General features: G+C 74.2%; 13 protein-coding genes. 8 read left to right on the top strand and 5 right to left on the bottom strand.

Features of this window, described 5'->3' with window-relative positions:
* Positions 1-175: 175 nt before the first annotated feature.
* Both C4U03_RS05550 and C4U03_RS05545 read left to right on the top strand, forming a co-directional pair.
* Complete coding sequence (locus C4U03_RS05550) at positions 176-1,333, top strand: sensor histidine kinase (RefSeq protein WP_103936553.1); 1,158 nt, start codon at positions 176-178, stop codon at positions 1,331-1,333.
* A gap of 9 nt (positions 1,334-1,342) precedes the next feature.
* Complete coding sequence (locus C4U03_RS05545) at positions 1,343-2,083, top strand: response regulator (protein ID WP_103936552.1); 741 nt, start codon at positions 1,343-1,345, stop codon at positions 2,081-2,083.
* Here the strand turns inward: C4U03_RS05545 and C4U03_RS05540 are convergent.
* The 3 genes from C4U03_RS05540 to C4U03_RS05530 are packed head-to-tail and all read right to left on the bottom strand — an operon-like array spanning position 2,056 to position 5,194.
* On the bottom strand, positions 2,056-2,511 hold the full coding sequence (locus C4U03_RS05540; protein WP_103936551.1) for a hypothetical protein: 456 nt from the start codon (positions 2,509-2,511) through the stop codon (positions 2,056-2,058). The two genes, C4U03_RS05545 and C4U03_RS05540, sit on opposite strands and share 28 nt — an antisense overlap.
* Complete coding sequence (locus C4U03_RS05535) at positions 2,508-4,736, bottom strand: MMPL family transporter (RefSeq protein ID WP_103936550.1); 2,229 nt, start codon at positions 4,734-4,736, stop codon at positions 2,508-2,510. The genes C4U03_RS05540 and C4U03_RS05535 overlap by 4 nt, the downstream gene beginning before the upstream one ends.
* A gap of 47 nt (positions 4,737-4,783) precedes the next feature.
* On the bottom strand, positions 4,784-5,194 hold the full coding sequence (locus C4U03_RS05530; protein WP_103936549.1) for a hypothetical protein: 411 nt from the start codon (positions 5,192-5,194) through the stop codon (positions 4,784-4,786).
* A 157-nt stretch (positions 5,195-5,351) separates the two neighbouring features.
* Between C4U03_RS05530 and C4U03_RS05525 the strand changes: the two genes are divergently transcribed.
* Both C4U03_RS05525 and C4U03_RS05520 read left to right on the top strand, forming a co-directional pair.
* Positions 5,352-6,692: a sensor histidine kinase gene (locus C4U03_RS05525; protein ID WP_200827064.1), complete on the top strand. Its 1,341-nt coding sequence runs from the start codon at positions 5,352-5,354 to the stop codon at positions 6,690-6,692.
* On the top strand, positions 6,689-7,345 hold the full coding sequence (locus tag C4U03_RS05520; RefSeq protein ID WP_103936548.1) for a response regulator transcription factor: 657 nt from the start codon (positions 6,689-6,691) through the stop codon (positions 7,343-7,345). Before C4U03_RS05525 ends, C4U03_RS05520 begins: the two co-directional genes overlap by 4 nt.
* Positions 7,346-7,436: 91 nt before the next feature.
* On the opposite strand, the gene moeZ is transcribed toward C4U03_RS05520, so the two are convergent.
* Positions 7,437-8,618 carry an adenylyltransferase/sulfurtransferase MoeZ gene (gene moeZ, locus C4U03_RS05515; RefSeq protein WP_103936547.1) on the bottom strand — a complete coding sequence of 394 codons (1,182 nt, stop codon included), beginning with the start codon at positions 8,616-8,618 and terminating at the stop codon, positions 7,437-7,439.
* 169 nt (positions 8,619-8,787) lie between these two features.
* Here moeZ and C4U03_RS05510 point away from each other — a divergent pair, with 169 nt between their 5' ends.
* The 4 genes from C4U03_RS05510 (at position 8,788) to C4U03_RS05495 (ending at position 11,888) form a co-directional block, all read left to right on the top strand.
* Positions 8,788-8,970, top strand: coding sequence for a hypothetical protein (locus C4U03_RS05510; RefSeq protein ID WP_103936546.1), 183 nt, complete (start codon positions 8,788-8,790; stop codon positions 8,968-8,970).
* A gap of 49 nt (positions 8,971-9,019) precedes the next feature.
* Entirely contained in the window at positions 9,020-9,214 is a 195-nt protein-coding gene (locus tag C4U03_RS05505) for a CsbD family protein (RefSeq protein WP_103936545.1), read from the top strand.
* 101 nt (positions 9,215-9,315) lie between these two features.
* Positions 9,316-10,101, top strand: a complete 786-nt coding sequence (locus C4U03_RS05500) for a sensor domain-containing protein (protein WP_146087262.1) — start codon at positions 9,316-9,318, stop codon at positions 10,099-10,101.
* 20 nt (positions 10,102-10,121) lie between these two features.
* Complete coding sequence (locus C4U03_RS05495) at positions 10,122-11,888, top strand: S8 family serine peptidase (RefSeq protein ID WP_200827063.1); 1,767 nt, start codon at positions 10,122-10,124, stop codon at positions 11,886-11,888.
* A 202-nt stretch (positions 11,889-12,090) separates the two neighbouring features.
* On the opposite strand, the gene C4U03_RS05490 is transcribed toward C4U03_RS05495, so the two are convergent.
* A complete protein-coding gene (locus C4U03_RS05490) occupies positions 12,091-13,020 on the bottom strand; it encodes an ROK family protein (RefSeq protein ID WP_103936543.1) in 930 nt (309 codons plus the stop codon).
* Positions 13,021-13,081: the final 61 nt, after the last annotated feature.

Below are 13,081 nucleotides of genomic sequence, written 5' to 3'. Positions count from 1 at the left end.
TGGGTGTCCGACCCCTAACCTGTTGACAGGTTTAGTGTTCCGGTGTGAATATGTGTGATATTGCGCTGGCGTCCGAAGACGGGGATGTTCCGGGAATGCGGATCGGTGACGGAGCAGTGGCGAGTGATGTGCACGTCGGAGTGCCCGCCGTGCCGGAAACGCCGAGCGTCCGGTGATGACCGGCGGCGGTGCCCGAACGGATGATCCGGCCTCCCCGGTGTGCCGGCGGATCGACGCGATCCTGGAGCGGTACAGGGGCCGGCTGGCCGAGCTCGGCAACCCGCTGGCGGCCGACGACGTGCTGTGGGAACGGCACGCCCGGTGGAGCCGCCGGGTGATCGAGGAGTCCCTCCGGCCGGAGGATCCGGCCGGCGCGCCGGCCGGGCGGCAGAGCGTCTGCGGCGGTGCCCGGGGCGGGCCACGGGCCGCCGTCGGCGCGCCCGGCCTGGCCGAGGCGGGCCACACCCTGTTCGCGGTGGTCATGCGGTCTTTGGAGGAAAGCGCACGTCAGGGGGCCATCGAGGGCGAGACGGTGGCCAGGGTCGCGGTCGCGCTGCACGGGCGGATCACCTCCTGGCTGGCCTCGCACGGCGGCCGTCACCAGATCCTCGGCCGCCCCGCCGAGCCGTTCGGCCGTGCCGAGCGGGCCGGCCGCATCGAGCGGACCGGCCGCGTCGAGCGGGCCGATCTCACCGAGCCGATCGAGACGCGGGTGCGGCGCGAGGTGGCCCGTGAGGTGCACGACCGGATCGGAGGCTCGCTCTACCTGGCGATGCGGCAGTTGGAGCTGCTGCAACTGCTGGCCGGCGGCCGTCCGGAACGTCCGGAAGCGGCCACCGCCCGGCTGGAGGCGGTGCGGTCGGCGCTGCTGCAGCTCAACGCCGACACCCGCGACCTGGTGGCCGGGCTCCGCCGGCCCCACTCGGCCGGGTCGCTGGAGGCGGCGCTGCGCTCGTTCGTCGACGCGCTCGCCCACCCTCGCACCACCGTTCACCTGCAGGTCAGCGAGGAACTGGACGCGCTGCCGGCCCGGCTGCGCGACGAGCTCTTCCTGGTCGTCCGCGAGTGCCTGCGCAACTGCCTGGCTCATGCCGCGGCGCCGAACGTCTGGGCCCGGATCGACGTCGACCCCGCCGAGGTCGCCGTCCGGGTGGTGGACGACGGAGTCGGTTTCGACCTGGCGGAGGTGGCCGCCCGGGGGACGACCAACGGACTGTCCGGCCTCGGGGAACGGGTCGCCGCGCTGCACGGCGAGCACCTCGTCGAAAGCCGGCCGGGACACGGCACCCGCATCACCATCTCCATTCCGATACGCGCACCGGAAGCGAGCTGAGAACGGGCGATGATCCGTATCATTGCAGTAGACGATCACACGCTATTGCGTGAGGCACTGTGCGAGACCCTGCGCGCCGAGGACGACTTCGATGTCGTCGCCCAGGCCGGCGGCGCGGACGGGATCGTCGAACTGGTCGCCGCGCACCGGCCGGATGTCGTACTGCTCGACATGGAAATGCCGGGACATGCCCCGGAAGAAACGATCCGGACGCTGACCCGGAGTTTTCCCGGTATTAAGGTGCTGGTCCTGTCGATGCACGATGACATTTCCCTGATCCGGCATATGCTGCTGACCGGGGCCTGCGGCTATCTGCACAAGAGCATTCCCCGCGAGCATCTGCTTTCGGCCATCCGGCGGGTGGTGCGCGGTGAGGACGGCCTGGCCCTGGTGTTGTCGGCGACCGGGCTCACCAGGCCGGCCGCCACGGCCGACGGGCTGTTGTCGGCCCGGGAGCGGCAGATCCTGGCGCATGTCGCCGAGGCGCTCAGCAACCGGCAGATCGCCACCCGGCTCGGCATCACCGAGGGCACCGTCAAACGGCACCTGCGCAACGTCTACGGCAAGCTCGGCGCGGTGTCGCGGATCGACGCCGTCAACCGGGCGGTGGCCGCCGGCCTCATCGACGCCCCGGCTGGCGCCCGGCTCGGCCGTGCAGCGGCCGACGCGCCCGCCGACACGCAGACCCGCGCCCTGCCGAGCCCCCGCCCCCACGACCGCCATCACGCCCACCGCCCCGGGATCCGGTAGAGCCGGGCAGTCACCGTCCGGACGCCGGCCGCCCGGACGGTGACCGAGCGGCTGGGCCCGGACGCCTCCGAGACCCAGAACGCACCGGCCACCACGACGGTGTCCCCCGGCCGGTCCCCGCACGCAGAGCGGAAGCGCACGACCGGTACGTCCCGCCCGTACGGCAGATGCCCCCAGGCCACCGCCCACGACTCGGCGGACCGGCGGCCCGCCCTGCCCCGCACGCCGCCGCGCAGCGCCGCCGCCCCGAGCGAGTCGGCGACCATCACGTCGATGAGCGCGCCGCCGGGACCGTACACCTCCAGGGCCGGGCGGCCCTCGGACCCGGTGCCGAGCCGGACCGCGCAGCCGCTGACCGGAAGCCGGTCCGGCGCGCCGTCCCGGGACGGCACCGGATCAGCCGGGCGGGGCGGGGCGAGGCGGGTCATCGCACGCTCTCCACCGGCTCGGTGCCGTCGTGGGGCCGTGCCGGGACGGCCGGCCCCGGTGGCCCGGCCGTCGAGGGAGGAGCGGAGAGCTCGCGCAATCCGTGGCGCTCCCACCAGCGGGCCAGCGGGCCGGGCGCCCACCACGCCCAGCGGCCCAGCAGCCGCATGGTCGCCGGCACCAGCAGCCCCCGCACGATGGTGGCGTCCACCAGGATCGCGATCACCAGCCCAACGCCGATCATCTTCATCAGCACGACCTGACCGAGCGCGAACCCGCCGACCACCACCAGCAGCAGCGCCGCCGCGCTGGTGATCACCCGGGACGAGCGCTGGGCACCGGCCGCCACCGACTCCAGGGTGTCGTGGGTGCGGTCCCACTCCTCCCGGATCCGGGAGACCAGGAACACCTCGTAGTCCAGCGCCAGCCCGAAGGCCATCACCAGGATGATCACCGGGAACACCACGTCAAGCCACCCGGCCGGGGTGAACCCCAGCACCCCCGACAGCCAGCCGTGCTGGAACACCAGCGTGATCGCGCCGAACGAGGCGCCCAGCGACAGCACGCTGAACACGATCGCCTTCAGCGGCAGCAGTACCGAGCCGAACGCCCAGAACAGCAGCACGAAGCACACTGCTGCCACGAACAGCGCCACCAGCGGCATCCGGTCGCCGATCGCCTCGCGCACGTCCAGCAGCGTGGCCGGCCGTCCGGTGATCAGCGCCTCGGCTCCCCGCGGCGGCTCCACCGCGCGCAGCCCGCGCGCCATCCGGGCGGCCTCGTCGCTGGTCGGGGCGTACTCGTAGCGCATGGTCAGCCGGACGACACGGCCGTTCTCACCGGTCACCGCGACCCTCTCGACCCCGGCCACCTGGTCGAGCCGGCCGGCGTACTCCAGCACCTGCGGGCGCAGCGAGGCGGCGTCGCCGGGCAGGGTGACGGCGGCGGTCATGGTCCGGCCCGGGTCGTTGCCGAAGTCGTCGGCCAGTTGCCGGGCCACCGTCTTGCTGCCGGCCGAGTCCGGCAGCAGCGCCGGGTCCGGGATCCCCCACCGTACGCCCAGGAACGGCAGACCCAGCGAGACCAGCAGCGCCGTGATGGCCACCACGGTCGCCACCGGGCGGCGCATCGCCGCATGTGCCAGCCGGTACCACAGGCCGCCCGCCTCGGCCGGAGCGCGCCGGCGCGGCCGGGGCAGCGGCACCCGCAGCGAGTTCACCCGCCGCCCGGCGATGGCCAGCAGCGCAGGCAGCACCGTCAGCGTGGCCGCCACCGCGAACAGCACCACGGCCGCGCCCGCGTAGCCGATCGACCGGTAGATGAGCTGGGGGAAGATCAGCAGGCCGAGGAAGCAGGCGGCCAGCGTCAGCCCGGAGAACACCACCGCCCGGCCCGCGGTGGCCATCGTGCGGGCCACCGCCCGCTCCACGTCCGCCCCGCCGTCCAGCTCCTCCCGGAACCGGGTGACCAGGAACAGCGCGTAGTCGATGGCCAGCCCCAGGCCCAACATGGTGACGATCTGGAAGGCGTAGGTCGACACGTCCGCGAACGCCGTCACCACCCGCAGCACGGTCAGCGAGCCGAACATGGTCAGCAGGCCGATCGCCAGCGGCAGGCAGGCCGCGATCGCACTGCGGAACACCAGCACCAACAGCACCAGCAGGATCGGCATGGTGATCACCTCGGCGCGCACGATGTCGCCCAGGCTCAGCCGATTGATCTCCTGCGGGAAGACCAACCCGCCGCCGACCGTGGCGGTCAGCCCCGGCGGCGCGGTCTCCAGCCGGTCCTTGATCTCGTCGTAGTTGTCCGCACGCTCCTCATCGGTGGCGCCGGCCATGGTCAGCGCGACATAGGTGGCGCGCCGGTCGGTGGAGACGAAGTCCGGCGACCGCGTCGACCAGTGGGTCCGCCCGGCGGCCACCGTGCCCGACGGCAGGGACGCCACCACGTCCCGCACCGAGCGGGCGAACCCCGGATCGTCCACGGTCCGCCCGTCGGTGCTGCGGTAGACGACGACCACGTCCGCGCCGTCGTGCCGGAAGTTGTCCTTGAGCAGCTCGTCGGCCCGGTTGCTCTCGCTGCGCGGGTCCACGAACCCCGCGCCACCGGTGAACAGCGCCATCGCGCCGCCGCCGAGCGCACTGCCCAGCACGGCCACCACCAGCGCGGCCACCACGATCGGCCACCGCCGGCGGACCGCGAGGCGGCCGAGTGCAGCGAACATGTTCCCCTCCGTTCGTCCTGTGGGCGGGCCGGCTGTGGGCGGGCCGGTCACGTCCACGCCACGGCGACCGCGACGTTGGCGATGGTCAGCAGCCCGGCCGCGTAGAACAGCCCGACGGCGGAGGAGCGGGCCCCGGCCGGGGGCGAGACGGGGACAGCGCCCCCGGCCGGGACGGGGGCGGCCACCGCCGTGGCGGTGCGCCGGCGGCCGACCAGCGCACAGCCGAGCACCGCGGCGGCGATGGCGAGCTTGACGCCGATCTTCGGCCCGTTGACGGACAGGTCGTCGGCCGCGCGTACGGCCACCAGCAGCAGCCCGGTGCCCAGCAGCGCTCCGGCGGCCCCCACCATCGCGGCGCCGAACACGCGGCCGGCGGCCAGCTGGCCGACGAACGCGCCCAGCAGCACCGCCAGGGCCGCGAAGTGGCCGATCAACAGGACTATGCGCAGGACCTCCATCTCGGGTCCCTCCAATCGCGTGGCAACGACTCACACCCTTCCGCCAGGACCGGTGGCCGGGCTTCCGCCCGCGGGCCCGTCCGGCGGCCACCTGGAGGAGGGCTCCTCCTCCAGGTGGAGGAGCCGCCGGGACGGGCCGCCGACCTACCATCGGGATGTGCTGACCCGGTGGATGGAACGGATCTTCGACGACCAGCTGGCCCCCGCCCGCTTCGTCGTGCTGTCCGTCCTGGCACTGGGCGACCTGCGGCTGCTGCACCGGCCCGAGGACCCCTGGGACTGGGCGCTGGCGCTCGGCGCGCTGGCGGTCTGCCTGGCCGGCTGCCGGGCCCCGCTGGCCGCGGCGGTCACCCTGTCGGCGCTGCTGGTGAGCGGCGACCTGCTCGGCGCCCATGTCGGGGTGCCGCTGAAGGCGATGATCGCGGTGTCGCTGTTCGAGCTGGCGCTGCGCACCTCGGGCCGGCGGCTGGCGGCCGGGATCGGCGTCACCACCGTGCTGCTGACCCTGCACGCGCTGAACGCCGCCTCGGCGCAGGTGCTGCCGACCCTGTACCGGCTGAGCATCCTGGCCGGGCTGCCGCTGCTGTTCGGCGCCTACGTCCGGCTGATGCGCGAGAACGCCCGGCAGGCCCGCGAGCGCGTCTGCGAGGAGGAGCGGCGGCGCCGGTCGGAGACCCTGGCGGCCCGTGCCGCCGAGCGCACCGCCATCGCCCGGGAGCTGCACGACCTGGTGGCGCACCACGTGTCGTCGATGGTGCTGCGGGTCGGGGTGGCCCGGCACGTGCTGACCGACGTCGATCCACGGATGACCGAGGTGCTGGACGACCTGCACGGGTCCGGGGCGGCGGCGCTGGCCGACCTGCGCCGGCTGGTGGCGCTGCTGCGCGACCCGGCCCAGGTGCACGACGACCCGGCGGTGTCGCTGGTGGAGCCGGCCGGGCTGGTGGAGGCGCTGGAGGCGGCGCTGGAGCGCGGCCGGCAGACCGGGCTGACCGTGTCGGCCGACGTCGACCCGGCGATCGGCGGGCTGGACGCAGTGCGCGGGCTGACCATCCTGCGGCTGACCCAGGAGGGCATGGCGAACGTGGCCCGGCACGCCGGCCCGGCCGCATCCGCCCGCTTCTCGGTACGGCTGGACGGCGATACGGTGCGGCTGGAGATCGTCGATGACGGCGGCCGGCCGGATCCGGCCGCGGCGGGGGTGGGCGCGACGGTGCGATCCGGGGGGCACGGCTTGATCGGCATGACCGAGCGGGCGCAGCTGCTGGGCGGGCGGCTGGCGGCGGGCCCGGTGCCGGGTGGGCGGGGCTGGCGGCTACTGGCCGAGCTGCCATCGGGCACCGCGCCGTCCGACGGGCCGGTGGCCGCTCCCGGGACGGACGCCGTGGCGGGCCCGGCGCCGCAGGCCCCGGCGCTGGCCACGTTCTCCGCGCCGCCGCCCGAGCGGCCGCTGGGCACGCTGGACCGGGGCGGGCCGCTGGGAGGGCCCGGCCGGTGATCCGGATCCTGCTCGTCGACGACCAGCACCTGGTCCGGATGGGGCTGCGGATGCTCTGCGAGTCGGCCCCCGACCTGGAGGTGGTCGGCGAGGCCGCCGACGGCCGGGACGTGCAGCGGCTGGTGACCGAGCTGCAGCCGGACGTTGTCCTGATGGACCTGCGGATGCCCGGCGTGGACGGCATCACCGCCACTCGCCGGATCATGCAGGCCCGCCCGGCCAGCCGAGTCGTGGCGCTGACCACGTTCGGCGACGACGACCACCTGTATCCCGCGCTGGCGGCCGGGGCGTTCGGCTTCCTGGTCAAGGACTCCCCGCCGGAGGAACTGCTGGCCGCCATCCGCAAGGCCGCCGCCGGCGAGCAGCCCTTCAGCCAGGCCGTGCTGGGCCGGCTGGTCGACCAGGCGGTGCGGGCGCGCAGCCCGCAGGAGGCCGCCGTCCCGGCGCACGAGGTGCCGGAGCTGACCGGCCGCGAGCGCGAGGTGCTGGCGATGGTCGGCGCCGGGCTGTCCAACGGTGAGATCGCCGACCGGCTGCACCTGGGCGTCACCACGGTCAAGACCCACGTGGCCAGCCTGATGCGCAAGACCGGCTGCCCCAACCGCATCCGCCTGGCCGTCCTGGCGGTGCAGACCGGCGTCACCCCGCAGTAAGCCGCCCCGGTGAACGGACCGGTGGACGGGCCGGTGGACGCGCGACGGCCCCGGACCGGGGTGGGGTCCGGGGCCGTCGCGGCGGGTCGGGTCAGTAGGAGGGCAGGCTGGGGTCGATCTGGTTGACCCAGGCCAGCACGCCGCCGCCGACGTGCACGGCGTCGGTGAAGCCGGCGTTCTTGACCACGGCCAGCGCCTCGGCCGAGCGGACGCCCGACTTGCAGTGCAGCACGATCTTCTTGTCCTGGGGCAGCCGCTCCAGGGCCGAGCCGTTGAGGAACTCGCCCTTGGGGATCAGCGTGGCGCCCGGGATGGAGACGATCTCGTACTCGTTGGGCTCGCGGACGTCCACCAGGAAGACGTCCTCGCCGCGGTCCTGCATCGCCTTGAGCTCGTGGACGGAGATGGTGGAGTCCTTGGCGGCCTCGCTGGCCTCCTCGGACACCGTGCCGCAGAACGCCTCGTAGTCGGGCATCAGCTCGGTGATGGTGGGGTTCTTACCGCACAGTGCGCACTCGGGGTCCTTGCGGACCTTGACGGTGCGGTAGCTCATCTCCAGGGCGTCGTAGATCATCAGCCGGCCGACCAGCGGCTCGCCGATGCCGGCCAGCAGCTTGATGGCCTCGTTGACCTGGATGGAGCCGATGGAGGCGCACAGCACGCCGAGCACCCCGCCCTCGGCGCACGAGGGCACCATGCCGGGCGGCGGCGGCTCGGGGTACAGGCAGCGGTAGCAGGGGCCGTGCTCGGCCCAGAACACGCTGGCCTGGCCGTCGAACCGGTAGATCGAGCCCCACACGTACGGCTTGCCGAGCAGCACCGCCGCGTCGTTGACCATGTAGCGGGTGGCGAAGTTGTCGGTGCCGTCCAGGATCAGGTCGTAGCCGGAGAAGATCTCCAGCACGTTGTCGCGGTCGAGCGCGACGTTGTGCACCACCACGTCGATCAGCGGGTTGATCTCGCGGACCGTGGCCGCGGCCGACTCGGCCTTGGGCATGCCCAGCGACGACTGCCGGTGGATCACCTGGCGCTGCAGGTTGGACTCGTCCACGACGTCGAAGTCGATGATCCCGAGCGTTCCCACGCCGGCGGCGGCGAGGTACATCAGCGCCGGCGAGCCGAGGCCTCCGGCGCCCACGCACAGGACCTTGGCGTTCTTGAGCCGTTTCTGGCCCGCCATCCCGACGTCGGGAATGATCAGGTGCCGCGAGTAGCGGTTGACCTCTTCACGGGTGAGCTCCGCAGCGGGCTCGACCAGAGGGGGCAACGACACGGTGATGCTCCTGTGCTCAGCCGGTAAGGGCGGTGGGACGCCGCCCGGCGGCGATCCCGTCTCTGCACAACCTTGCCATGCCGCAGCTCATTCCCGAACCCGGCCCGTTCCCGGCATGAAACGGGTGATAGCGGGCATCGGTAGGCGACACGAGCGAAGGAGTGACCAGATGCGGTTCTTCAGGCGGACCACCGGGCGCCGGGCCCCTCAGGAACGGCGGCGGGCGCCGAGTTTCCGGGAACTGCGTGCCCGGCTGCGCACCGAGAAGGCCGAGGCGCGACTGTTGGACACCGAGGTCCGCATCCACCAGGAGGCGGCGCGGATCCGCAACCAGATCCGCACGTCCGCCTGACCGGCGGCCGATCCGCCGGTGAGCAGGAAAAGACCCGAAAGGCAGGAAGATGAGTCTTCTGGACAAGCTCAAGAACAAGGCGCAGCAGGTCAAGGGTCGCGGCAAGGAAGAGACGGGCCGCCGGACCGGCGATCCTTACCTGGAGAGCGAGGGACGCGGGGACCGGGCCGCCGGCGGGATGAAGCAGGCCGGGGAGCGCGTCAAGGACGCGGCCAAGGACGTCCGGCGCGGTTTCGGCCGGTGAGCCGGTCCGGTGCGCGCTGACGCCGCGTGGGTGAAGCCTTCCGATTCGGGAGGCTTCACTCGTATGCGCGGATAGCGCCGACGGGCATTATGTTGTGAGACGTGGCCCTCCAGCCGTTTCGTCCTCCGCCGGAGCCCTCACCTGCGCGGGCTCCGCAGGACGCGCGCAGGATCCTCGGCCTGCGCGGACGCCACTGGGTGTGGGTGGCGCTGGCGGTCGCGGTCGGCTACCTGGTGCTGAGCGTGGTCTCCGTCACCGGCGCCGTACGGATCCTGACCCGTGACCCGACCGCCGCCGAGCTGCGCCGGGCGGCCGACGCCGAGGTGGCCCGCCGCTGGCGGGCCTGGCCCGCCGGGCGGATCTTCCCCGAGCGGCTGACCTACCTGCCCGGCACCGAGGAGGTCGAGTACGCCACCCGGGCCGGAATCGCGCCCGAGACCGACTGCGCCGGCTCGGTGGACGCCGCCACCGCCACCGTCCTGCAGCGCCACGGCTGCCGCGCCGTGCTGCGCGCCACGTACGCCGATCAGCTCGAAGGGGTGGTGGTGACGGTGGGCGTGGTCGTCTTCCCCGACCAGCAGGCCGCCTACCAGGCCCGCCAGGAGATCCCCGGCTCGCCCACGGCGCTGCGCGCGGCGGCCTTCCCCGGCACCGTGGCCGCCAGGTTCGACGACGCCGCCCGCCAGTCCGGGACGGCCGAGCGCGGCGGCCCCTACCTGGTGCTGACCACCGCCGGGCAGTCGGACGGCCGGCCGGCCACGGCGGTCGCCGGCAAGCAGCGGCCCGACGACCTGTTCGGCCTCGTCCCCCAGCTCGGGCACACGATCGCCCAGACCCTGTCCACCCGGGCGCTGCCCGACTGCACCAGCGCCGACTGGCAGTGCTGAGCCGGAAGGGAAGGCGGCCGATGAGAGCGTTGGCGGCACGGGCGGGAACGGTGCTGGCGGCCGCCGCGCTCGTCCTGGCACCCACGTTCGCCACCGCCCCCGCACACGCCGACGAGATCCGCGACCGGCAGCGGCCGATCCTGCGGATCCTCGGCGCGGAGGAGGCGTGGAAGATCACTCGGGGCGCCGGGGTGACCGTCGCGGTCGTCGACTCCGGGGTCGATCCGGACCAGCCCGACCTGCGCGGCTCGGTGACGGTGGGCCCCAACATGCTGGCCGGCATCGACGGCCGGCGGGTCCCCAAGGGACGGCACGGCACCGGCATGGCCTCGCTGATCGCTGGCCACGGCCACGGCCCGGGCGGCCGGGACGGGGTGATCGGGATCGCCCCCGAGGCGAGGATCCTGGCGCTGCGGGTGCTCGCCGAGCCCGGCGACCCGAGCTATGCCGCCTACCGTGCCGACAGGGGGGCCAGGGAGGCGGTGGCCAAGGGCATCCGCTACGCCGTCGACCACGGCGCCGACGTGATCAACCTCTCGCTCGGCAACACCCGGCCCACCTCCGAGGACCGCGAGGCCGTCGCGTACGCGATCACCAAGGGCGTGGTCGTGGTCTCCGCGGTGGGCAACGACGGCGGCAAGCGCGATCTGCTCGACGACGACGGTTTCGCGCCCTACTCCTACCCGGCGTCCTATCCGGGCGTCATCGCGGTGGCCGCCACCGACACCGCCCACAAGCGGGCGCCGTTCTCCAGCCGCAACCACTCGGTGGTGCTGTCCGCCCCGGGGGTGGCCATCCCAGTGGCCGGGCCCGGCGACGGCTACTTCCTGACCGAGGGCACCAGCGACTCCAGCGCCCTGGTCTCCGGGATCGCCGCGCTGATCCGCTCCCGCCATCCCGACATGAAGCCGTCGCTGGTCAGGCAGGCGCTGCTGGACGGCACCCGGTTCCGCCCGTCCGGCAAGTACGACGCGTCCACGGGGTTCGGCGTGGTCAACGCGGTGGACGCGCTGCGCGCGGCGGACGCGGTGGCCAGGACGCCGCGCGGGGCCGGCGCCCTGCCCAGCGGGCAGCGGTTCGGTGGCGCGGCCCCGGGCCCGGTGAAGGTGATCCACCGGGCCCCCTGGACCGAGCCGGTGGCGGTCGCCGTCATCGTGCTGACCGTCGCCGGCATGGCGGTGGCCGTGGCCATCGCCGTCATGCTGTACCGCCGCACCAGGCCGTCGCCCTGGCGGCTCCAGCCGGCGATGGCCGCAGTCCCGCCGCCGCCTCCGGTGCCGCCGCCGCTGGTGTTCCACCCCGGCGCGCCGCCCGCGCCGGCCCCGTCCACCCCGGTGTTCGAACGCCCGGACGCGCCCTCGGCCGTCGAGACGAGCCCGCCGCAACGGCCCGCGCCGGCCGTTCCGTCCTTCACGGCGGGGACGGGCGCCCGGCCCGCGGCACCGTCGTTCGAGGCGCCCGACCCGCCGCCCGGCCCCCGCCCGCCGACCGCGCCGCCGCGCCCCGCCGAGCCGCTACTCGGACGGTGGCGTCCCCCGCCCGGCGCGGGCAGGCCCCTGTTCGAGCCTCCGGCGACGCCCACGGGAACGGCCGGCCACTTCGGACCTCCACACCCCCCTCCGGGCCACGGCGGCCACTTCGGACCTCCGCAACCACCACAACCGTCTCCAGCGGCGGGCGGAGTCTCGTTCGAGCGGCCGCAGCCACCTCCGGCAGTGGACGGGCCACGGTCCGGTCCGCCGCAGCCGCCACCAGCGGCGAATGAGGCTCCGCCCGAGCAGCCGTGACCGCCTTCGGGTGCGGGCGGGGTGTCGTTCGAGCCGCCGCAGTCGTCTCCGGCAGTGGACGGGCCGCGGTCCGGTCCGCCGCAGCCGTCACCAGCAGCGAGTGAGGCTTCGTTCGAGTCGCCCTGGCCTTCTCTAAGGGCGACGCGGCTTTGGGCTGTCGCGGCCGCCTTCGGGTGCGGGTGGGCGGCTGGAGGTGTCTTGCCTAGTGGCTGTGGTCCTCGGCGGCGCGCCAGGCCAGCAGGGCGGCGCCGAGTAGACCCGCGCGGTCGCCGAGGGCGGCCCGGACGATCCGCGGGACCCGCTGGAAGGTCAGCCGGGCCGCCAGCGCCTCCCGCAGCGGGGCCAGCAGCAGTTCGCCGCTCTCCGACAGCCCGCCGCCCACCACGACCAGCCGGGGCGCGCAGATCGTCACGTACGTGTGCAGCGCGGTGGCCAGCGCCTCCACCGCGTCCTGCCAGATCGCCACCGCTTGTGGCTCCCCGGCGGCGACCCGCTCGGCCACCTCGGCCGCCGACACCCGCTCGCCCCCGCCGTGCAGTTCGCTGTAGCGGCGGCCGATGGACGAGGCCGCCGCGTACGACTCCAGGCAGCCGGCGCCGCCGCAGGGGCAGGGCGGCCCGTCCGGGTCCACCCGGGTGTGACCGATCTCACCGGCGTAGCCGCCGCCCGCGTACGGCCGGCCGTCCATGATCATCGCTCCTGCGATCCCGGTGCCGATCGGCAGGAACAGCAGGTCGCGCTGGTCCCGGCCGGCGCCCAGCACCGACTCGGCCAGCCCGCCGGCCCGCACGTCGTGCCCGACCGCGGCGGGCAGCCCGGTCCGCTCGGCCAGCTGCCCGGCCAGCGGAAGGTCACGCCAGCCGATGTTGGCGGAGAACACCACCCGCCCCGCCGCCTCGTCCACGATCCCCGGCAGCACCACGCCCGCCGCCACCGGCGTCAGGCCCTGGTCACGGGCCTGGCCGGCGAGCTCGTCCAGCACGTCCAGCACCCGCTCGACGACCGCCTCCGGGCCGTCCTGGCGGCCGGTGTCGTGCACCTGGTCGGCCAGGACCCGATGCTCGACGTCCACCAGGCCCGCCTTGATGCGGGTTCCGCCGACGTCGAGCGCGACGACACAGGTACGGGGCATGCGGGGATCTCCTTCGGCCGGGGACGCGCTGGCATGATGCCGCGCCGCACCGGTGATCCGC

This window comes from Thermomonospora echinospora (genome assembly GCF_900108175.1).
GTDB lineage: Bacteria > Actinomycetota > Actinomycetes > Streptosporangiales > Streptosporangiaceae > Thermomonospora > Thermomonospora echinospora.
This window is presented reverse-complemented; position numbering and strand designations above follow the sequence as displayed.

Excerpts from the sequence above, each read along its gene's own strand:
- C4U03_RS05490 (WP_103936543.1), bottom strand. The coding sequence starts at position 13,020 with ATGCCCCGTACCTGTGTCGTCGCGCTCGACGTCGGCGGAACCCGCATC.
- C4U03_RS05495 (WP_200827063.1), top strand. The coding sequence starts at position 10,122 with ATGAGAGCGTTGGCGGCACGGGCGGGAACGGTGCTGGCGGCCGCCGCG.
- C4U03_RS05545 (WP_103936552.1), top strand. The coding sequence starts at position 1,343 with ATGATCCGTATCATTGCAGTAGACGATCACACGCTATTGCGTGAGGCA.
- C4U03_RS05535 (WP_103936550.1), bottom strand. The coding sequence starts at position 4,736 with ATGTTCGCTGCACTCGGCCGCCTCGCGGTCCGCCGGCGGTGGCCGATC.
- C4U03_RS05510 (WP_103936546.1), top strand. The coding sequence starts at position 8,788 with ATGCGGTTCTTCAGGCGGACCACCGGGCGCCGGGCCCCTCAGGAACGG.
- C4U03_RS05530 (WP_103936549.1), bottom strand. The coding sequence starts at position 5,194 with ATGGAGGTCCTGCGCATAGTCCTGTTGATCGGCCACTTCGCGGCCCTG.
- C4U03_RS05505 (WP_103936545.1), top strand. The coding sequence starts at position 9,020 with ATGAGTCTTCTGGACAAGCTCAAGAACAAGGCGCAGCAGGTCAAGGGT.
- C4U03_RS05550 (WP_103936553.1), top strand. The coding sequence starts at position 176 with ATGACCGGCGGCGGTGCCCGAACGGATGATCCGGCCTCCCCGGTGTGC.
- C4U03_RS05540 (WP_103936551.1), bottom strand. The coding sequence starts at position 2,511 with ATGACCCGCCTCGCCCCGCCCCGCCCGGCTGATCCGGTGCCGTCCCGG.